Raw genomic sequence first — 20659 nt, forward strand, 5'->3', positions numbered from 1 at the left:
GGAAGTGAAAATATGTTTTTACCAAGTGGTAGTAAAGATATGTTGGGGAGTAGAGTTAGCCGGCAGAACCAGGTGTTTGAAACATTTCGACAAGTTGTTACTTTAAGGGGGTATCAAGAAATAGCGACTCCGGTAGTAGAATATGCGAGTACATTTACAAATGAATATGTCGGAATGCCCCTGCAAAACATGTTGAAATGGTTTAACAGTGATGGTGATATTGAAGTATTAAGGCCGGATTGGACGACAGCCATCGCAAGAGCTATAGCAAAGCATAGTGATAAGCCTCAAAAATGGGCATATCAAGGATCTATTTTCAGAAGAAATAAACTGGGGGTAGAGGGTAGACAGGTTGGAATAGAAATAATCAATTATTCCAATCTACTAGCTGAAAGTGAATGCTTATTTATGGCTAGAAATTTTCTTAATGAGTTGAAGATATCGGAATACATAACCGAACTAGCCCATACAGGAATTTTTGAAGAATTATCCAAGCAATTAAATTTAAGTGAAAATGATTTTGAGCAATTGCGTTTAGCTATGCATGATAAAAGAAAAGATACGGTTTATCAAATAGCTAAAAACCATGGCAATCATGAGATTGCCGATGAGTTTGTATCTTTGGTCGATGCCTATGGCAACTTTGAGTCAGTAATTGAAATGTATGAAATCCGATGGAAAAATAACGCCACCTTATTGAACATCCTAGGGGACATAAAACGATTATCACTGATGCTACAGTCAATGGGTGAAACAGACATAATCGTTGATTTAGGAAGAGTAAAAAATCTTCCATATTATTCTGGGATGATGTTTAGAGGTTTTCTGAAGGAAAATGGAGCAACGTGTTATTCAGGTGGCCGTTATGATAAATTGTATGAACAATTTGAACAAAGTATTAGTGCTGTTGGTTTAGCATTTGATGCAGATCAGTTAGCTGAACAAATACAAGTAGAGAAAAATAGAGAAAAAATTTGTGTGATTGCAACTGAAGAAACGTATTCAATAGCAGAACAATTAAGGGAACGATATAAGGATTCAATTGTTGAAGTTCTGGATAAGGAAACAAACCTAAATGCGTTTGATAAGGTGCTAAATATAATAGGAAGCAATGGTGATTACGAGGTGATTGAGAAATGAAGATATGTATTGCATTAACAAAAGGTAGGCTAGAAGAACAATTTCTTAATTATTTTCGCACTTTATCTTATAATATTGATCCTTTAGTTAATAAGGGAAGAAAACTATCTGTAGAAACAGAAAATTTTCAGTTTATTTTTGCTAAGGGTGTAGATGTAGCAACATATGTTGAACATGGAATTGCGGATATTGGCATCATTGGTGAAGACATTCTTCTTGAATATCAACCAGATGTTTATAATTTATTGCCTCTCCCGTTTGGAAAATGTCGTTTTTCACTAGCGGAACAAGAAAAAAAAGGTGTCAAACGAAAACAGAAACGGACCATTGCAACTAAATATCCGAATGTTACAACAGATTTTTTTCGAAAAAAAGGGGAATCTGTTGATATTGTAAAACTAGAGGGTTCAGTTGAACTAGCACCATTATTGGGTTTAGCAGATGCAATCGTTGATATTGTAGAAACTGGAACGACATTAAGGGAAAATGGCCTAATTGTAACAGAAGATATTCATTGGATTTCTGCGCGTTGCATTGCCAATCGATCATCTTTGAAAATAAAACGTGAGCTAATAACACCTTTAATTGAGGCGATTTTTCCTAAGGAGGAAATTCGATGATTCGCAACTATTCACCTGAGCAATTTATCAATAATTTTATTCAATGTCGGTATAAAGAAAAATCAATGCAGGAAGAAATAGTAAACATTGCAAAGGAAGTCATTAAGTCTATTCGTTTAAATGGAGAAGAAGCTCTAAAAGAATATGTAAAGAAATTTGATGGTATAGTACCAAAACAATGGGAAGTTACAAAAGAAGAAAGAGAACTTGCATGGAAAAATATATCAAATGAAATCGTTGTTACGCTAAAAAAAGCGGCTAAAAATATTAAAGAATTTCATAAAAAACAACTTCAACAGTCCAGATTTATGGATTTATCTGAAGATATCATATCTGGTCAACTGTTTCGTCCGATAGAACGAGTAGGAATCTATGTGCCTGGTGGAACAGCCTGTTATCCTTCAACTGTACTTATGAATGCCATTCCTGCTTCCCTTGCAGGCGTTGAAGAGATCATCATGACCACTCCTGCAAGAATGGGAGAAAGGATTTCACCTATTTTATCTGTAGCAGCAGATATTGCAGGTGTAGATAAGATATATAAAATTGGTGGGATTCAGGCAATTGCAGCACTTGCATATGGGACCGAAACGATGCAAGCAGTGGATAAAATTGTTGGTCCGGGCAATGCCTATGTTGCTGCAGCAAAATCACTAGTATTTGGTGATGTTGGTATCGATATGATTGCAGGTCCATCTGAAGTAGCTATCATTGCGGACGAAAATGCGAATCCAACATTTATTGCAGCAGATTTAATTGCTCAAGCTGAGCATGATGTTCAAGCACGCACTTTTCTTTTTACTACTAGTGAGAAATTATTGAGCGAAACCAAGTTGGAATTAATTAAACAATGTGAATGTTTACCGAGGAGGGAAATTGCTGAGAAATCACTAGAATTTCAAAGTGCTAGTGTCATAGTTGATTCGATAGATATGGCATTTGACTTGGTGAATCAATTAGCCCCCGAGCATTTAGAAATTCAATTAGATCAGCCTCTAACCTATTTAAATAAAGTCAAAAATGCGGGTTCTGTTTTTCTTGGTTATCATACTCCTGAAGCACTTGGGGATTATTTTGCAGGCCCTAACCATGTATTACCAACAGGCGGTACAGCAAGGTTTTCATCCGGACTATCCGTTGATGATTTTATGAAAAAAACTACATTTTTATATTATTCTAAAGCAGCTTTGGAAAATGCCTCCAAAGATGTGGTTACATTAGCAAATCAAGAAAAGTTAGCCGGACATGCACGAGCAGTTCAAGTAAGAATTCAAGAAAATAAACAAATGTAATAGAATATGGCCCGATGGACTTGTAAAGAAGGAGTGAGCTTCATGCGTACAGCAGAAAAAAGAAGACAAACAAATGAAACATCGATATTTGTGGCAATTCACTTAGACGATCCGTCAAATGTTTTAATTCAAACAGGGATCGGTTTTTTTGATCATATGCTTGAGTTATTCGCCAAACATGGAAGGTTCGGACTTCATATTAAAGCAGAAGGAGATCTACACATTGATAGTCACCATACAGTAGAAGATGTAGGAATTGTTTTAGGTCAAGTAGTGAAGGCAGCATTAGGAAATAAAGAAGGAATTTCAAGATATGGATCTTCTTACGTACCGATGGATGAGACATTGGGATTTATAGCAGTAGATATTAGTGGCAGACCATATCTACATTTTGATGCACAATTTACTAATCCTAAATTAGGTGCATTTGATACGGAATTAGTGAAAGAATTTTTTATTGCTTTTGCTAATCAATCAGCCATTACATTACATGCTAGAGTGTTATATGGAGAAAATACGCATCATCAAATTGAATCATTGTTTAAAGCCTTAGGACGTGCACTTTGTCAGGCAATTACCATTGATCCGAAAATTAATGGAGTCAATTCAACAAAGGGGTTACTCGAATGATTGCTATTATTGATTATGGAATGGGGAATATCTCAAGTGTATCCAATGCGCTGATAGATTTAGGCTGTGATGTATGTGTGACTGATAATCAAACAGAACTAGAAAGAGCATCACATATTATCCTTCCAGGAGTCGGTTCATTCCAAGCGGCTGCTCAAGAACTTAATAACCGCCAATTGCGAGAGATTTTACATGAATTAGCCAAAACCAAGCCCATTTTAGGAATATGCTTAGGAATGCAATTATTATTTACAAAGGGTTATGAGGGGGAGCAATCATTGGGTTTAAATTTAATTCCAGGAACAGTTGAAAAAATGCGTACAGTTGATCCACTCCCCCATATCGGATGGAATACACTTGATGTTAAGGACGAAGAATTTGGAAGATTTCAAGATCAATATGTATACTTTGTTCACTCCTATATAGCAAAAACTGATTCTAAATATGTATTGGCTACAACGGACTATGGTACACAGATTCCAGCAATTGTGCGTAAGGGAAATATCTATGGAATGCAATTTCACCCTGAAAAAAGCGGGGCTGTTGGAAGGAAGTTAATAGAAATATTTCTTCAATCAAATAACATAAAAATTGTAAATAATTAAGTTAGGTGGTTACAAGATGAGGATTATACCGGCGATTGATTTAATAAATGGAAAATGTGTACGGTTGTACCAAGGGGATTTTCGAAAAACCACTGAAGTGGCAAGTGATCCTCTTATACAAATTCAACAATTTATTGAGGATGGAGCTGAGCTTGTACATATTGTTGATCTTGATGGAGCAAGGCGGGGAACAAGTGTACAGTTTGAATTAATTAGGAAACTAGTAGAAATTTCGAGGATACCTATTCAGGTCGGTGGAGGTATTCGTGATCTAGAAACGATTGATAAATATATTTGTGCAGGGGTTGCAAGACTGGTGTTAGGGACAGCGGCAATTGAAAAACCAGGATTCTTGCAGGAAGCATTAAAAAAATATCATCATCACATTGTCATTGGCATCGATGCAAAAAATGGAAAAGTGGCTACGAGTGGATGGGAAAATATTTCAGAAGTCAATTATCTCGAATTTGCAAAAAAAATGGAGCAGCTTGGCGTTGAAACAATTATCTACACCGATATTTCAAAGGATGGAACAATGAGTGGACCTAATCTTTATCATCTAGAAAAAATCGTTAATCAAGTCGGTTGTAAAATTATTGCATCAGGAGGAATACGTCATTATGAGGACATTCTTTCTTTGTCAGGGATTGGGATAACTGAAGCGATAGTTGGTAAAGCAATTTATGATGGAAAAGTAACTCTCCGGAGGGATCAGATATGATTGCCAAGAGAATTATTCCGTGTCTAGATGTTAAAAATGGATCTGTCGTAAAAGGCGTCAATTTTAAATCTTTAAGGCAGCTTGGTGATCCTGTAGATTTAGCAAAATTTTACTCTGAAAATGGTGCAGACGAGCTAGTTTTTTTGGATATTTCCGCAACAAATGAAGGCAGAAGAACAATGATTGATGTGGTAAAAAAAACAGCTGAACAAGTGTTTGTTCCTTTTACTGTCGGTGGTGGAGTAAGAACGATTGATGATGTAACCGAACTATTAAGGGCGGGAGCGGATAAGATAGGAATTAATTCTGCAGCTGTTGCTAATCCGCAATTAATAAAAGATGCATCAGATCGCTTCGGTTCTCAATGTGTAGTGGTAGCAATAGATGCAAAACGATTTCCTGACGGTACATGGCATGTGATGACACATGGAGGAAATAAGAATACAGGATTAAATGCAATCGAATGGGCGAAGGATGTGGAACGTTTAGGAGCTGGAGAAATTCTGTTAACTAGTGTTGATTATGATGGAGTGAAAGATGGTTTCGACATTCCATTAACAAAAACAATAGTCGATAGTGTGAATATACCAATCATTGCATCAGGTGGTTGTGGGAAGCCTCACCATTTTCTTGACGTTTTTGCTGAAACCAATGTATCTGCAGGATTAGCAGCATCTATCTTTCACGACGGTGTATGTACGATTCAAGAAGTAAAGGAGATTTGTAAGGAAAATGGGGTGAATATTCGTGATGTTCGAGTTTTCTAAAGGATTAATTCCAGCAATTATTGTTGATATACATTCAAAAGATGTCTTAATGCTTGCTTATATGAATGAAGAAGCATATCAAAAAACTTTGGAAACGAAGGAAACATGGTTCTATTCACGCAGTCGTCAATCACTTTGGAATAAGGGTGCGACTTCTGGGAATAGACAGAAGGTGCAATCCATTCAATTTGATTGTGATGCGGATACATTGCTTATTTATGTTGAACCATCTGGACCTGCCTGTCATACAGGAAAGACTTCTTGTTTTTATCGTACGGTTCCGGGATTTTCTGAGCCAAATGAAAAGGAGACAGATATCTTCAATAAGATGATGACGGAAATCAATGATCGGAAAGTAAATCCTTTGGAGAATTCATATACCAACTATTTGCTTAGTAAAGGTATCGATAAAATAGGAAAAAAAGTGATAGAAGAAGCTGGAGAGGTCATTATAGCTGCTAAAAATGACGATCCTAAAGAAATGATTAGTGAATGCAGTGATTTATTTTATCATATTTTCGTTTTGATGGCGGAGAAAAACATTTCACTTTCTGAAATTGAAGAAGAATTAAAAAATAGATTTGCCAAAAAGGGAAATAGTAAAGGAGACCGTCAAGAAATTAAAAACTGGTAATAGTAAACAGACCTGAGACTATGTCGGGTCTGTTTTTTTATAGCTTATTTTTTATAAACACTAATCATTTGAACCGAAACTTCTTTATATAATCCATTCAAGACACAGATGATCTAAAAACTATATAAGTGCATGTATATAATAAAAAATAGTAAAATTACTTTTCGAATGTCTTAATGGATTAAAAAAACTAAGTTTCTAAACAAACTTAGTGCTGAAAGTGATCAAGAATTTTGGTTCGTAAAATCTTGCAAAAATAAGGTTGCCGATAGGTACTTGCGAGCATACATTTGGAAATATGCTGTGAAAACAGATAGAGTAGCAATAACAATTGTATTCCTAATAGCTTCTCGGTGTTTATCCGAAAGATGAGAATACTCATCCACCAATTGGTTAGCAGTTGATTCAATCATGTTTTCAATATCTTGGATTGTATGGCTTGTTTGATTATGATATTGCTGATTAATTTGATCAAAAATAGTAGAGTAAGCTGCATATAAATGAACGGGATTTATTAAATCATCATTTTCATTTTCCGGATCATTTACGACTAATTTTAATAATTTACGAATCGATTCAAAATCTAGTGCTGTTTTCAAATCTTCAACTAGAAATAATAATGCAGTTTGTTCCAAAGAATATTTTTTCCCTTTCTGAGGGGAAGAAATCATTTCTTTAATATCTCTTTTTACCCAATTTTGAACAGCAGTAGTCGTAAAGTTAGTATTCTCTATTTGATTTCCAAGTGCAACAATCTCATTTAATGAAAATGCAATTTCTGTTTTATCATATTTAATCACTTTTTCAAATATAGGTGCTAAAACGGTTGTAATAAATGCATTTAATGGTTTTTGTTCATCTACTGTGATATGGTTTGAACGAATCCAAGCTTCTTGGAGAATCGTTATCGGCCGATTGTTATTCCATCCTTTAAGAGATAATAATAGCTCAGCCATTTCTTTTCTAGTTAATTGAAAGGTAAGCACCATTCCACCTCCATAAAACAAGGTTCTTATGAACTTATGTTATGATTAGTAATATGAAATGTCAAACTACTATTTAAAAAAAATTCAAATCCTCTATTGAATTTCTACTAGAAGACGTTAGAAATCTTTTGATATTTTTGACTTTTTAGTGTCTAATATAAAAAAATCTTGATTTTTTCTTCAAAAGTTCATATAATAGGTTCATAGGAACTCGTAAAAACTTTAACTAAAAAAGGAGAATCATAAGTGAGAAAAAAACTGATCATGTTTTTAACTGCATTTACATTAATATTTAGTGTCACAAGTATTGGTTTTGTTCATGATGCTGATGCTAAAGGGTATCGTTCAGGAAAACGATCATATAGTCCTTCACAATCAACACCTTTTTCAACGAATAAGAATACAAACACAAATAGATTCCAGCAAGAAAAGAAAAATAATACGTTTTCAAACTCAAAATCTGTTACCAATAAAACCAATAAAGGCGGATTTATGAAAGGTATGCTTCTTGGTGGATTAGGTGGATTACTAATTGGTAACCTATTTGGAGGAATGGGAATGGGTGCTTTTGGATCCATCCTAGCAGGATTTGTAAATGTCATCATTCTTATTGGAGTGATTATGGTTATTGTACGAATCTTCAGCTTCTTCAAGCGAAATAAAACAAGAAGGTATAACTAATATGGAGAAGACAGCGATATACGAACAAGATATCATCAATGCGATATGTATCTATATTGCGGATAAAAATTATATTCACCCAGAAGAGGTATCGGTTGAATTAGTTTTCGATGATGATACTGGATTTGGTGCAGAGGTTGAATTAAATGATCGTTTACATCAACTAAATGAAGTGAAATTGATTGAAGCACTTCGTCACTGGCTTGATACGGAACATGGAGTTGACCCTATGGCTGTAGCATTAGAATTAGAATTAAATGATGAAGAAGGCATTATCGCATATGTAAGTTGAACAGAAATAATGATTTAATGCATATTAAAAAATCTAGAGGAAAAACTCCTCTAGATTTTTTTTGTCTAAACGAATATTCTTGTAATATAGATTTTTTGTAAAAGAGCACTTTTCTTAATTTTGTTAATAATCTAGTCAGTTAAACTGATAAATAACATGAAGTACAGGTGTAGATATCTTCGCATTCTTTAGACACATACATCATGGGTAGATTCAACTAAGGAGGTAGGTTATGAAAGCAATTATATTAGGCATTGGTGCAGCTTTCTTTTTTGCCATAACTTTTGTACTAAATCGTTCAATGGAACTTTCTGGTGGCAGTTGGCTATGGAGTGCATCATTACGCTATTTTTTCATGATTCCATTTTTATTGATTATTGTTTTATGGAGAAAAAATCTTAAAGATTTACTAAGAGAAATGAAAAAGCATCCTGTTCAATGGTTATTATGGAGCTGTGTTGGGTTTGGATTATTTTATGGTCCTTTATGTTTTTCATCTGCGTATGGTCCTGGTTGGCTTGTTGCTGGAACATGGCAAATCACCATCATTTCGGGCTCACTACTTGTCCCATTTTTCTCAGAAGTGATCCAAACACCAAATGGTCCTGTAAAGGTGAAAGGGAAAATCCCTTTTAAAGGATTAATGATGTCTTTAATAATCTTAATAGGTGTATTTTGTATGCAATTTAATCAAGGGGAGGACATTTCTCTAAAGAGTACATTATTGGTTGTGCTTCCTGTTCTGATTGCATCTTTCGCCTATCCACTGGGTAATCGAAAGATGATGCAAATATGTGAAGGAAGATTAGATCCATTTCAAAGGGTATTAGGAATGACCATTGCGAGTCTACCTTTTTGGATCATCCTATCTGTTTATGCTCTTAAAACAGTCGGAACTCCTAGTGTAAGCCAGATGAATCAGTCATTAATTATTGCTATTTCTTCAGGAGTTATTGCAACTGTCCTGTTTTTTAAAGCGACTGATCTTGTTAAAGATGATGTTTCTCAACTAGCAGCTGTGGAAGCAACCCAGTCTGTTGAAATATTATTTGCTCTAATTGGAGAAATTATTATTTTACATGCAGCATTTCCATCAATGTTTGCCTTATTTGGTATTTTTCTCGTTATTATAGGAATGATTCTACATAGTTATATTTCACGTCCAAAAGATGTAATTATAAATGAAGAAATTGGTGCTTAATTAAGAAAAATTGGTATGCATGATTTATGAAATTTTAACCGAATTTATATGATAGAGGTATATTCTAATTTGAGGTGAAAATAATTGGATACAACTTTAGCCTACTTAAGAGAATCATTATCAAACCATGTAAATCGGTCAACAGGGCAAAGGATTTATAAAAAATTACAAAATCATTATCAAAACGAAGAAGAATTTGTAAGAGATTTAGATGAGGAAGAAATTTCTTTTTTAAACTCAATTTTAAAAGATGAAATTTCTTATGCACAGAATGAAAAGGATGAGAAGAGAGTACATCAGCTAAATGAAGTTTATGAATTACTTATCTAAAGTTTGATCATCATTTAAAATGGCAAGCAATTGAAATAAAGGGGATGTCAAGCTATGGGTGCAATAGAAAGAAACGGTTATATATTTGAACCTGAATTTAGCGTTATTAGTCAAGATGGGGCAATACATGTATATAAGGAAGGAAAATTTGTTGAAGAAATTAAATTCGAATTCCAAGGTAAATTCCCTGAACATAATCAAATTGAAGAATTGGTGAATCACTACTGTGCACAGGTCCATCAGTGATGAAATTGATATACTATAATTTTATTATGTAAACCAACGTCATATTCTTATAAAACAGACTATAAATTGTAGTCTGTTTTTCATTTTAAACTGGAGTCTCAGTTTATTCATTACTGGATACGTGCTAATATTTAATATAGAAGAATATAAATACAATGAGGTGAAAATCATGTTGAAAATTGGAATTATCGGACTTGGGGATATAGCCAATAAAGCCTATTTACCCGTATTATCTAGTATTGAAAATATTGAAATCCATCTTTATACAAGAAATCAAATCAAGTTAAAAAATATTCAAGAAAAATATCGTTTTAATAAGAGCCATGAATCCCTATCATCTTTAATAACTAGCGGAATAACAGGAGCTTTTGTTCATAGTGCGACAGAATCCCATGAAGAAATTATCGAAAAACTTCTTGAAAATAATATTCATGTTTATGTGGATAAACCAATTACATATGATCTTGAATCAACGGAAAAATTACTTAGATTAGCAGAAAAAAATAAATTAATCTTAACTGCGGGGTTTAACCGAAGATTTGCACCTTCTTATCAAAATTTAAAAGAGCTTTCCAATCCTAACATGATTATTATGCAAAAAAATCGCCAAAACCTCCCTGAAGATAATAGAAAATTTATTTTTGATGACTTTATCCATGTTGTAGATACATTATTATATATGTTTCCTTATCCAATTGAGGATATTGTCATTAATGGCAGAAAAAAAAATCAGCTTCTTTACCATGTAGTTATTCAATTAATTTCAAAATATGGTACAGCAATAGGGATAATGAATCGTGATAGTGGAACAAATGAAGAGAAACTTGAAATAATGAATTCAGAAGAAAAAAGAGTAGTGACCAATGTGGCAGAATTAATCATTCGAAAAGATAGAAATGAAACAAGAATTGGATATAGTGATTGGGAGCAGACCCTGTACAAACGTGGATTTGAACAAGCAGTAGCAGATTTTATTCACGCAATTGAATATAATCATGCTCCATCCATTACTAAAGAAGAGCTCGTCAAAACTCATGAGTTATGTGAAATGATTGTAAATAAGATTGCAGAAATTTAATTAGTTGTAGTGGATTTTTTGAACATGGAAGAAGGGAGGGTCTAAGTTGTTAGAGAAATATTTAAATCGAATTCCAAAAATAATTGGTGAAATAAATTATAGTAAGTACGCTGTTTTTTTACCTATTATTAAGAAGAAAGAAGAGTATCATATTTTATTCGAGGTCCGTGCCTATCATATGAGAAGGCAGCCAGGAGAAGTTTGTTTTCCTGGAGGTAGAGTAGATAAAACAGATAGAGATTCCAAAATGACAGCCCTTCGTGAAACAAAGGAAGAACTTGGCGTGGATTCAGGAAATATTGAACAAATATTTCCATTAGATTATGTTGTGTCACCATTTGGTACCATTATTTATCCATATGCAGGAATAATAAGAGACGAGGTAGAAATTATTCCTAACCCAGAGGAAGTAGCAGAAACGTTTACAGTTCCTTTATCTTTTTTTATGGAAACAGATCCAGAATACTATAAGGTACATTTTCATGCAGAACCTGAAAAAGACTTTCCTTTCCATTCAATTTACGGTGGGGAAAAATATAAATGGCAAATTAGACATATGGATGAATTGTTCTATTTTTATGGAAGTTATACTATTTGGGGATTAACAGCAAATATATTAAAAAATTTTATTGAAATAATAAATAATGAATCTAGCGATAGATAATATATCCATCTAAAGTTTATATTAATGTCGTTAAAAGGAAAAATAAAATACTTGCAAATAAGAATGATTCCGTATTATTATTAGAGAGGATATTTTGTTTTTCTTTTTTCCTTTGAATTGTAAATCGGAATGATTTTGTTTAAAAAAAAAGAAAAGATAAAAGAATAGTATACTTATATTTTAATTGAACATGATAAATCGTAATTATGTCGATTCATAGAAACGAGGTACGTATATGCTAAAAAGACATTATATGATCAGTCTAATAATGGTTATCTCTACTTTATTCATTGTCAGTGGCTGTTCAAGTAGGTCTGCAGTAAAAGATGGGAACAATGGAAAATTGCAAATTGTAACTACTTTTTATCCGATGTATGAATTTACAAAGAATATTGCTAAGGATAAAGCGAATGTCGAACTTTTAATTCCGTCTAATATTGAACCACATGATTGGGAGCCATCACCGAAAGATGTTGGCCGTATTCAAAATGCAGATCTATTTGTCTATAACAGTCAATATTTCGAAACTTGGGTCCCTGCCATTCAAAAAAGTGTAGGGAATGAGAAACTTTCTTTTGTTGAGGCTAGTAGCAAGATCCATTTAGCTGGAAATTCATCGGATAATCATCATGAAAATGTTGATCCACATGTTTGGTTAAGCCCAGTATTAGCGCAGAAAGAAGTTAAAGCAATAACAAGTGCAATAATAAAAGCTGATCCTAAAAATAAAGAATATTATCAAAAAAATAGTGATCGATACATTGAAAAATTATCAAAATTAGATCGAGACTACCAAACAGCCTTAAAAGATGCGAAGAAAAAGGAAATTATCACACAGCATTCTGCATTTGGTTATTTGACAAAGGAATATGGACTTAAGCAAGTTCCTATTGCCGGTTTATCTCCTTCTCAAGAACCAAGTCCGTCTAAATTAAGTGAGCTAAAACAATTTGCTGAAGAGCATCAAGTTAAAATCATTTATTTTGAGGAACTTACATCCCCAAAAGTTGCTGAGACATTAGCGAATGAAATTGGTGCAAAAACCGAAGTATTAAGTACACTAGAAGGTTTAAGTAAGGAAGAACAGGAAAAGGGTTCAAATTATATTACGGTAATGCAAAAGAATCTAGATGCGATTAAAAAGTCTGTAATTGATTAGAATGTTAATCATACTCGTTTCTTATTATTACTTGGTAATTTACTATTGAGGCAAAACCAAAAGCGTGTGCAATGTTCAAACGCACGCTTTTTGTCTTTAATTAGAGAAAGGACTGGTACATGTGAAATTAGCATCATTACACAATATTGTATTTGGATATACTCATACCCCTGCACTAAATGGGGTTTCGTTTGAATTAAATAGTGGAGAGTTTGTTGGAATTACTGGTCCTAATGGTGCTTCTAAGTCAACGATGTTGAAGATTATGCTTGGTTTATTAAAGCCATGGGAAGGTGAAGTGATCATTAGTAAGAAAAATGCTCAAGGAAAACGTCTTACGATTGGATATGTACCACAACAAATTGCATCCTTCAATGTTGGTTTCCCAAGTACAGTAATTGAACTTGTTCGTTCCGGTAGATATCCAAAAGGAAAATGGTTCAGGCGATTAAATGAAACTGATGAGTTAAATGTAAAAAATGCACTTGAAATGGTTGGTATGTGGGAATTTCGAAACCACAAAATTGGCGCATTATCAGGTGGGCAAAAACAAAAAATTTGTATTGCTCGTACATTGGCATCTGAACCAGATCTATTAGTCTTGGATGAGCCGACAACAGGGATGGATTTTGAAAGCCGAAAAGGCTTTTATGAGTTTATGAGTCATCAAGTAAAAAAGCATAATCGCACAGTCATCATGGTTACACATGATCAGGATGAGGTAGAGGATTATCTTGATAAAATCATCCACTTAGAGAAAGGGGAGCAAGGCGGATGGAAATGTTTAACCTTGAATTCATGCAACGGGCGTTTTGGGCTGGTGGACTAATTGGTATTATCGCCCCGCTTTTAGGAGTTTTTCTAGTTTTAAGAAGGCAAGCATTAATGGCAGATACACTATCTCACATTTCATTAGCAGGGGTTGCGATTGGATTTTTTATTCATACAAATGTAACGTTTTCAACGATTGTTGTAGTCATCATTGGCGCGGTTGGGATTGAATATATGAGAAGGGCTTATCATACGTATTCGGAGGTGTCGATTGCTATTTTAATGGCTGCGGGATTGAGCTTTGCATTATTTTTAATGAGTATAACTGATGGTGGAATGACTACTAATATTGATCAGTTCTTGTTTGGATCGATTGTAACTATTAGTAGTTCACAGGTTTATACAATGGTTGGTGTTACAATCGTTATTTTACTATATTTCTTTATCCTTCGAAGGCCTTTATATTTAATGACTTTTGATGAGGATACCGCATTTACAAGTGGCATTAATACGAAACTTTTATCCTTGTCATTTAGTATTATTACCGGCTTGGCTATTTCAGTGATCATTCCAACGATTGGTGTATTACTTGTTTCAGCTTTACTAGTTCTACCTGCTGCATTTGCCATTCGGTTAACGAAAGGATTTAAAATGGTGTTTGCAACAGCAATGATTATAGCATTGTTTAGTATTTTTTCAGGTCTAATTACAAGTTATCAATTAGGAACTCCACCAGGAGCTACTATCACGCTATTATTAGTAGTCATTTTGTTGGTTGGCTTTTCTGTTCAAAAACTAATCCTTCATTCTGCTAGAAGTTTGAAACGGAAAAAGCATAAACAATTATATAATTAATTGAAAAAGCTATCCCATTCATGTTTGAGTGAATTGGATAGCTTTTTTGGTTTAGATTAGGAGCTTTAATTTTCGAAAATTCCTTAAATATAATTGACAATGAGAATCATTCTCGGTATACTCCAAATAACGAGAATGATTCTCATTATTAATTAAGGAGTGGTTGGAAATTGAAGAAATATACATTCATTTTATTCAGTTTCGTTTTATTAGTGGCGCTTACTGCATGTGATAATGGGACAAAGGAGGCATCAGGTTCTGAAAATAAAAGTGTCGAAGGGATAGCAATCAAAGTGACGGATGCATCAGGACAAAATCTTTCATTTGACAAGGTTCCGGATTCAATTGCTACATTAAGCTCCGGCGATTTAGATATTTTATTATCATTAGGAGCCAATGTGACTGGACGCCCAACGGTAAGTGGTGAAGTTGCTAAAGAGTTGGAAACAATTGCTGAAATTGGAAATCCACATCAACCTAATTTTGAAAAAATTGCCGAAATTCACCCCTCGGTATTGATTGCTGGTATGAGTTTCAAGCAACATGCAGCAAATATTGAGAAACAAGGTACGAAAGTAATCTTCACGGAGGCAAACTCAATTGATGATATTCAAAATTCGATCCGATTATACGGAACGTTATTACAAAAGGAGACTGAAGCAGAAAAGGTAAATCAAAGAATTTCTAAACGTGTAGAAGGAATGAAAGAGGAAGTAGCCAGCCCAGTTAAGGCATTATTAGTATATGGTGCACCAGGTACATATTTAGCTGCGCTTCCCAATTCTTTATCCGGCGATTTACTAGAAAAAGCAGGTGGCGAAAACATTGCTGCAGATTTTCCAAAAGAAGATTCCTATCCACAATATGCTAGTTTAAGTGTCGAAAAGATGATTGAAAGAAATCCTCAAGTGGTTATGCTGATTACTCATGGTGATCCAAACGCAGTAAAAGATGCTTTTGAAAAGGAAATGAAGAAGAATGCAGCATGGAAAAATCTAGATGCAGTAAAAAATGGCAATGTTGTTGTTCTTCCATCAAATCTATTTGGCACAAATCCAGGCACAAAGGTAGTAGAAGCTCTTGAAGTTATGAAAGAAAGCTTAAGTAAGGTGAAGTAATTTGGAAGTAATAGCAGATGACATAAAAACAGTAAAGAATATTCATCCTTTTATTAGGAAACGTATGTTTGTGATAGTTTTATTCTCTTTTTTGTTGCTTATATCCTGTATAGTGTGTTTGATGATTGGGACAGTGACTTTTTCACTTGGAGAGATATGGAGAGGACTATTTGATTCTGAAGACTCCCTCGCTAGACGAATTGTTTGGGATATACGCTTGCCCCGTATTATTATTGGCATGATTGTTGGAATGTGTCTCGCTGCATCTGGGGCGATCTTACAAGGGGTCATGAAAAATCCTTTAGCTGATCCTGGGATTATCGGTGTATCTTCCGGTGCAGGTCTCGCAGCAACTTTAATTATGATTTTATTTCCAGCATACATTTACTTTTTACCACTTGCTGCATTTTTAGGTGCGCTTTTGACTGCCATGGTAGTTTACGGGATGTCATGGAAAGGAGGGACATCGCCTGTCAGAATTGTATTAGTTGGGGTTGCGATCAATGCCATAATCGGAGCATGCTCTAGTGCATTAATGCTGATATATAGTGATCGTGTTCAGTCTGTACTATCTTGGCTTGCTGGAGGGATTGCCGGTGTTGGCTGGGTTCAGTTTAACATGATAATCTATTACGCATTAGCGGCATTAATTATTTCTATCTTTTCCATTAGACATATTCGAATCTTACGGCTTGGGGATGAAGTGGCGACATTGCTCGGACATCATGTAGAGAAAAGTAGATTCTTCCTCATTCTTCTTAGTACGCTTCTTGCAGGCATTGCTGTAAGTGTTGCTGGGTTAATAGGTTTTGTTGGCCTTGTTATTCCACATATTTTGCGAATGATTATTGGTGGTGATTATCGTTATTTATTACCCGCTTCAGCTCTTGGAGGAGCCATACTAGTTGTCATTGCTGATACAGTTGCCCGTAGTGCATTTAATCCGATTGAGTTACCTGTTGGACTATTATTATCATTCTTAGGTGGACCGTTTTTCTTATATTTGATTCATAGACGGAGGGATTCTTTTGCTTCTTACTAAGGATGTTTCGTATGAATATTCTTCTTCTTTTCTGTTAGAGGCGATTGATATAGAAATTAAAAAAGGAGAGATTGTTAGTTTAATAGGACCAAATGGTTCAGGAAAATCAACACTTCTTCGAATAATTTCACGCCTCATACGTCCGAAATGCGGGGAGGTGATCCTCGATGGAAATAGTATACAAAGGATGAATAGTATTGATATCGCTAAAAAGCTTGCAATGCTGCCGCAAATGCATGATCATCAACTTGATTTGACTGTAAGTGAGCTAGTTGAGTTTGGGCGATATCCACATCAACGAAAATATAGCAAATTAACAAGTGAAGATAAAAAAATCATTGAATGGGCTATAAATGTAACTAGGCTTTCTAAAAATAGGAATCGTATGCTACAGTCCCTTTCTGGTGGTGAAAGACAAAGAGCATGGATTGCCATGGCAATTGCTCAACGACCAAACATTCTATTATTAGATGAACCGACAACTTATCTCGATATCTCTCATCAGCTTGAAGTGATGGAACTGATACATTCTCTTAATATTAGCCTAGGGATGACTGTGGTAATGGTCCTGCATGATATTAATCAGGCATCAAGATACAGTGATCGTTTAATCGCCATTAAAGATGGATCTGTGTATTTTGATGGTAGACCACAGCAGGTATTATGCAAAGAAATGTTTCAAACAATTTTTGAAATAGATGCTGAAATTGATAGTAAAGAAGGTAAGCCATTTTTTACCCCAATTCGCTCAAGAAAGGAAGGAAACAGATGAAAAAAGAGCCTTTGAATATTGAAATAATAAGGGAATTCATTGTAGCTGCACATGGAAATTTTGAAGAGGTAAAAAGACTTGTTTCAAAAGAACCTGATCTTATTCATTCTGTGATTAATTGGGGAGGTGATGATTGGGAAAGTGGACTGGGGGCAGCAGCCCATACAGGAAATAAGGAAATCGCCGTGTGGTTATTAGAAAACGGAGCGAGAATGGACATTTTTGCTGCTGCAATGCTTGGTCACTTGAACATAGTGAAAGAAATTCTCAATGTTTATCCAGATGTGATTCATTCAAAAGGACCACATGGAATCCCTCTTATTCGTCATGCCCAAATAGGAGGGGAATGTGCTTTACCAGTATATGAATATTTAAAATCCATTGTTCCAGAGGTGTCAAATAAATGAAAATGATGAAAGCCGTAAATACGATTAGATTACAAAAAGGAAAAGCAGATGAAATTCTCATTCGATTTGAAAAACCGAAGGCTGTCCATACATTTGAAGGATTTGTCTTTATGGAGGTGTTGAAGAAGGAGAATAGCTTAGATTACGATGAATTAAAAATCTGTACCACATGGGAAGATCAGAGTTTTTTTGAAAAATGGTTAAACAGTAGAGAATCGACAAAATCCCATAGTCAGTCAAAAGAAAAATCTTCAGTAGAAAGCCCTATAATAAGCTCTAGTTTGACTACATTTGAGGTAGTTTATCAACATCAACCAGGTTCACTCTAATAATCTTGATAAAAAAGTCACTCTCCAAATCACAATTGGTCCTAATTGAAAATCTTACACATAAAAACACTTGGGAAGGATACCTAAGTGTTTTTACATTTCTTAATTTATTTAAAATTTCCGGACTGCATTTCGTAATTTCTTACGATCATTCCGTTTGATTTTCTCATTCCAAACTTTTCATAATAAGGAACCAAGTCGTCATCACAACACAGGTCAACCATATAAATACCATCTAGTTCTTTTAATATTCTTTTGACTAACTCCTTACCAATCCCTTTATTTTTATATTCTGGCAACACTTCAAGTAACGGAATGTATGCAGTTAACACCCCGTCGCTAATAGCTGTTATAAATCCAACTACTTGATTTGTATTATTATCTATAGCTATGACTACTTTACTGCTGTTTTTTAATAGTTTTAAATGTGTTTGTGGATTTGGAGGATTAAGCCAATCAACAAAAAAGCCATCCAACATGTCTGAAGAAACTTCATCAAGAGAATTTTTATATATCATCACTTTCAACTCCTAAATATTAAATTCTTTTTAGGCTGATGATATATCAAAAGTAAAGTAACAAAATCATGACCTCCAAACAATGCATGTGATTCTTTAAGTAATTCGACTCAAGCTGAAAAATTCCTTTTTTATTTACTTTTTAATTACTTTATACTTGAAGAGATTACTTAATTAAACATATTAAGCATTTTGTTACCTTCCAGTTCTAAAAACTTAGATTTACTGAGGTCCCATCAAATTTGGAATAAAAACATTCATAAATAAAAAATAACCAATTGCACCAACAATTAACGAGACAAGGATTATGACAACAGGTAATTTTATAGCTTTCATTGTTTTCCTCCTTTTCTCAACTTTAACACAATCATATGCGTTGAGGAAAAATATTACAAAAATAATTTGCCGAACTATATGATAAACAAATCTGCTTTTTTAGGAATCCTTTGTGTTGGTTTTTTTGTATTTAACTATGTCGTGTATTGCTTTAAGTGCTATTACGAGTATGGACATTACAATCATCCAAACATCTCCACTAGAAATACGAATTAACACAGAAAAAACAATAACATAGCTCACCAGGTTGACAATTAAATTTGCAAATACTGATTTGAACATTACAATCATCGCCTTTTATTTATTACTAGATTATACGGTTGGTAAATATAAATATTTCATTCGATAGGAAGTTTGGTGGATTGAAATAATGAAGGGCTAAAAAAATGATCTTTTTGTGGATGTTAACTAAATAAAATAGTAATGATGTTTATTAAGGATGGTAAAAGTGACTAAAAAATTCATGGAGGATATGTTGCATTTTTTACCGACTTGGAAACTAGGAAGCTATTACTGAATTATCTATTTTACTAACTAAGCGTTTATTAGTATATTAAGTGTGTAGTTAGTGAAATTATGGTTAGCTCTAATAAAATCAATTAAGCAAAGAAGGGGCGCAAGGATATGACTCTTGTTGTAACAAATGAATTGGCAAAAGTATTAGAAGCTGCTGAAATAAATACACTTCACTCAAGATTAAATGCTATTCAAAATATCCATTCAAATCCCATGGGGATTGAAGTCGAAAAATTCGGTAATGCTACAGCTTTCTCAGCAAGGAGTATTCCGGGTCCATCATTTAATACTGTAAAGGGTATAACAGATGAAGATCAAAACGAAGTTGAAAATATCATTAATTATTATAAGCAAAAAGATATTCCGGTTCGTTTAGAAATTACTCCAGCACATGTATCCTCTAAGTTTTTAACCTATTTAGCTCGCATTGGGTTCTATCAAACTGATTTTCATTCAACTTTATTTGCCGATTTACAATCAATAAATGATCATACATATTCTGAAATATTGATACGTGAATTAGAAAAGGATGAATTTCACTTATTCGCAGAAATTTATACGAATGGATTTCAGCTTCCTGCATTTTTACAGGATGGAATCGCCCAAAATAATCAAGTTCTACATAATAGGGATGGTTGGACCTTTTATCTTGCATCCTTCTCCGACCAACCAGCTGGTGTTGGTGTCATCTTTATTAAAGATTCAATTGCAACCCTTGCAGCAGCTGCAACTGAACCTAGTTATAGAAATAATGGTATTCATCAAGCCTTAATAAGTTCCCGGATTCAACTTGCGAAATCACAAGGTTGTAAAATGATTGTTGGACAAGCAAGGTTCGGCAGCATTAGCCAAAATAATATGGAACGAGCTGGGATGAAGATTGCTTATACAAAGACAATTTGGGTGCAAAAATAATTACAATGCTACATAGAATGTTGATAAAATCTCA

Annotated in this window: 26 protein-coding genes; 24 read left to right on the forward strand and 2 right to left on the reverse strand. The window is 34.2% G+C overall.

The window, feature by feature from the left end; genetic code table 11:
• The first annotated feature begins 12 nt into the window (after positions 1–12).
• From I5818_RS11525 to hisIE, 8 genes are read left to right on the forward strand one after another with little or no spacing between them, the layout of a single operon-like run.
• Positions 13–1140: an ATP phosphoribosyltransferase regulatory subunit gene (locus I5818_RS11525; protein WP_058004432.1), complete on the forward strand. Its 1128-nt coding sequence runs from the start codon at positions 13–15 to the stop codon at positions 1138–1140.
• A complete protein-coding gene (gene hisG / locus I5818_RS11530; RefSeq protein ID WP_071974913.1) occupies positions 1137–1760 on the forward strand; it encodes an ATP phosphoribosyltransferase in 624 nt (207 codons plus the stop codon). Before I5818_RS11525 ends, hisG begins: the two co-directional genes overlap by 4 nt.
• Positions 1757–3052, forward strand: a complete 1296-nt coding sequence (gene hisD / locus I5818_RS11535; RefSeq protein WP_078110851.1) for a histidinol dehydrogenase — start codon at positions 1757–1759, stop codon at positions 3050–3052. Before hisG ends, hisD begins: the two co-directional genes overlap by 4 nt.
• Positions 3053–3094: 42 nt before the next feature.
• A complete protein-coding gene (gene hisB / locus I5818_RS11540) occupies positions 3095–3682 on the forward strand; it encodes an imidazoleglycerol-phosphate dehydratase HisB (RefSeq protein ID WP_078110850.1) in 588 nt (195 codons plus the stop codon).
• Positions 3679–4287, forward strand: coding sequence for an imidazole glycerol phosphate synthase subunit HisH (hisH, locus tag I5818_RS11545; RefSeq protein ID WP_071974911.1), 609 nt, complete (start codon positions 3679–3681; stop codon positions 4285–4287). The genes hisB and hisH overlap by 4 nt, the downstream gene beginning before the upstream one ends.
• Before the next feature lie 16 nt (positions 4288–4303).
• Positions 4304–5008: a 1-(5-phosphoribosyl)-5-[(5-phosphoribosylamino)methylideneamino]imidazole-4-carboxamide isomerase gene (hisA, locus tag I5818_RS11550; protein WP_078110849.1), complete on the forward strand. Its 705-nt coding sequence runs from the start codon at positions 4304–4306 to the stop codon at positions 5006–5008.
• Complete coding sequence (hisF, locus tag I5818_RS11555; protein ID WP_078110848.1) at positions 5005–5775, forward strand: imidazole glycerol phosphate synthase subunit HisF; 771 nt, start codon at positions 5005–5007, stop codon at positions 5773–5775. The genes hisA and hisF overlap by 4 nt, the downstream gene beginning before the upstream one ends.
• Positions 5759–6409: a bifunctional phosphoribosyl-AMP cyclohydrolase/phosphoribosyl-ATP diphosphatase HisIE gene (gene hisIE / locus I5818_RS11560; protein ID WP_071974909.1), complete on the forward strand. Its 651-nt coding sequence runs from the start codon at positions 5759–5761 to the stop codon at positions 6407–6409. Before hisF ends, hisIE begins: the two co-directional genes overlap by 17 nt.
• A gap of 224 nt (positions 6410–6633) precedes the next feature.
• On the opposite strand, the gene I5818_RS11565 is transcribed toward hisIE, so the two are convergent.
• Positions 6634–7395, reverse strand: coding sequence for a DUF1836 domain-containing protein (locus tag I5818_RS11565; RefSeq protein ID WP_058004440.1), 762 nt, complete (start codon positions 7393–7395; stop codon positions 6634–6636).
• Positions 7396–7641: 246 nt separating this feature from the next.
• Between I5818_RS11565 and I5818_RS11570 the strand changes: the two genes are divergently transcribed.
• The 15 genes from I5818_RS11570 to I5818_RS11640 all read left to right on the forward strand — a co-directional run bounded on the left by I5818_RS11570 (position 7642) and on the right by I5818_RS11640 (position 18340).
• Complete coding sequence (locus I5818_RS11570; RefSeq protein ID WP_058004441.1) at positions 7642–8076, forward strand: hypothetical protein; 435 nt, start codon at positions 7642–7644, stop codon at positions 8074–8076.
• A 1-nt stretch (position 8077) separates the two neighbouring features.
• Positions 8078–8368, forward strand: a complete 291-nt coding sequence (locus I5818_RS11575) for a YxcD family protein (RefSeq protein WP_058004442.1) — start codon at positions 8078–8080, stop codon at positions 8366–8368.
• A 232-nt stretch (positions 8369–8600) separates the two neighbouring features.
• Positions 8601–9569 carry a DMT family transporter gene (locus tag I5818_RS11580; RefSeq protein WP_078111310.1) on the forward strand — a complete coding sequence of 323 codons (969 nt, stop codon included), beginning with the start codon at positions 8601–8603 and terminating at the stop codon, positions 9567–9569.
• Between the two features lie 84 nt (positions 9570–9653).
• Complete coding sequence (locus I5818_RS11585) at positions 9654–9899, forward strand: sigma-G-dependent sporulation-specific acid-soluble spore protein CsgA (protein ID WP_058004444.1); 246 nt, start codon at positions 9654–9656, stop codon at positions 9897–9899.
• A gap of 54 nt (positions 9900–9953) precedes the next feature.
• Complete coding sequence (locus tag I5818_RS11590; protein WP_058004445.1) at positions 9954–10145, forward strand: YbxH family protein; 192 nt, start codon at positions 9954–9956, stop codon at positions 10143–10145.
• Between the two features lie 169 nt (positions 10146–10314).
• Positions 10315–11223 carry a Gfo/Idh/MocA family protein gene (locus I5818_RS11595; protein ID WP_209391907.1) on the forward strand — a complete coding sequence of 303 codons (909 nt, stop codon included), beginning with the start codon at positions 10315–10317 and terminating at the stop codon, positions 11221–11223.
• Between the two features lie 46 nt (positions 11224–11269).
• Complete coding sequence (locus tag I5818_RS11600) at positions 11270–11887, forward strand: NUDIX hydrolase (protein ID WP_071974907.1); 618 nt, start codon at positions 11270–11272, stop codon at positions 11885–11887.
• A gap of 235 nt (positions 11888–12122) precedes the next feature.
• The gene (locus I5818_RS11605) at positions 12123–13046 is read left to right on the forward strand and encodes a metal ABC transporter substrate-binding protein (RefSeq protein WP_078110988.1); all 924 of its coding nucleotides are present in this window, start codon (positions 12123–12125) and stop codon (positions 13044–13046) included.
• 121 nt (positions 13047–13167) lie between these two features.
• A complete protein-coding gene (locus I5818_RS11610; protein WP_058004449.1) occupies positions 13168–13875 on the forward strand; it encodes a metal ABC transporter ATP-binding protein in 708 nt (235 codons plus the stop codon).
• The gene (locus I5818_RS11615) at positions 13821–14672 is read left to right on the forward strand and encodes a metal ABC transporter permease (protein ID WP_078110989.1); all 852 of its coding nucleotides are present in this window, start codon (positions 13821–13823) and stop codon (positions 14670–14672) included. Before I5818_RS11610 ends, I5818_RS11615 begins: the two co-directional genes overlap by 55 nt.
• Before the next feature lie 170 nt (positions 14673–14842).
• The gene (locus I5818_RS11620) at positions 14843–15790 is read left to right on the forward strand and encodes an ABC transporter substrate-binding protein (RefSeq protein ID WP_058004451.1); all 948 of its coding nucleotides are present in this window, start codon (positions 14843–14845) and stop codon (positions 15788–15790) included.
• A 64-nt stretch (positions 15791–15854) separates the two neighbouring features.
• Positions 15855–16832, forward strand: coding sequence for a FecCD family ABC transporter permease (locus I5818_RS11625; RefSeq protein WP_058004469.1), 978 nt, complete (start codon positions 15855–15857; stop codon positions 16830–16832).
• On the forward strand, positions 16819–17604 hold the full coding sequence (locus I5818_RS11630; protein ID WP_071974904.1) for an ABC transporter ATP-binding protein: 786 nt from the start codon (positions 16819–16821) through the stop codon (positions 17602–17604). Before I5818_RS11625 ends, I5818_RS11630 begins: the two co-directional genes overlap by 14 nt.
• Positions 17601–18011, forward strand: a complete 411-nt coding sequence (locus I5818_RS11635) for an ankyrin repeat domain-containing protein (protein ID WP_058004452.1) — start codon at positions 17601–17603, stop codon at positions 18009–18011. Before I5818_RS11630 ends, I5818_RS11635 begins: the two co-directional genes overlap by 4 nt.
• Positions 18008–18340 (forward strand): antibiotic biosynthesis monooxygenase, encoded by a 333-nt coding sequence (locus I5818_RS11640; protein ID WP_235849780.1) that lies wholly within the window; start codon positions 18008–18010, stop codon positions 18338–18340. The genes I5818_RS11635 and I5818_RS11640 overlap by 4 nt, the downstream gene beginning before the upstream one ends.
• A gap of 107 nt (positions 18341–18447) precedes the next feature.
• Here the strand turns inward: I5818_RS11640 and I5818_RS11645 are convergent, their stop codons facing one another.
• On the reverse strand, positions 18448–18858 hold the full coding sequence (locus I5818_RS11645; RefSeq protein WP_058004453.1) for a GNAT family N-acetyltransferase: 411 nt from the start codon (positions 18856–18858) through the stop codon (positions 18448–18450).
• Between the two features lie 960 nt (positions 18859–19818).
• Between I5818_RS11645 and I5818_RS11650 the strand changes: the two genes are divergently transcribed.
• Entirely contained in the window at positions 19819–20625 is an 807-nt protein-coding gene (locus I5818_RS11650) for a GNAT family N-acetyltransferase (RefSeq protein ID WP_071974902.1), read from the forward strand.
• Positions 20626–20659: the final 34 nt, after the last annotated feature.

The organism is Heyndrickxia oleronia, from assembly GCF_017809215.1.
Taxonomy (GTDB): Bacteria; Bacillota; Bacilli; order Bacillales; family Bacillaceae_C; genus Heyndrickxia; species Heyndrickxia oleronia.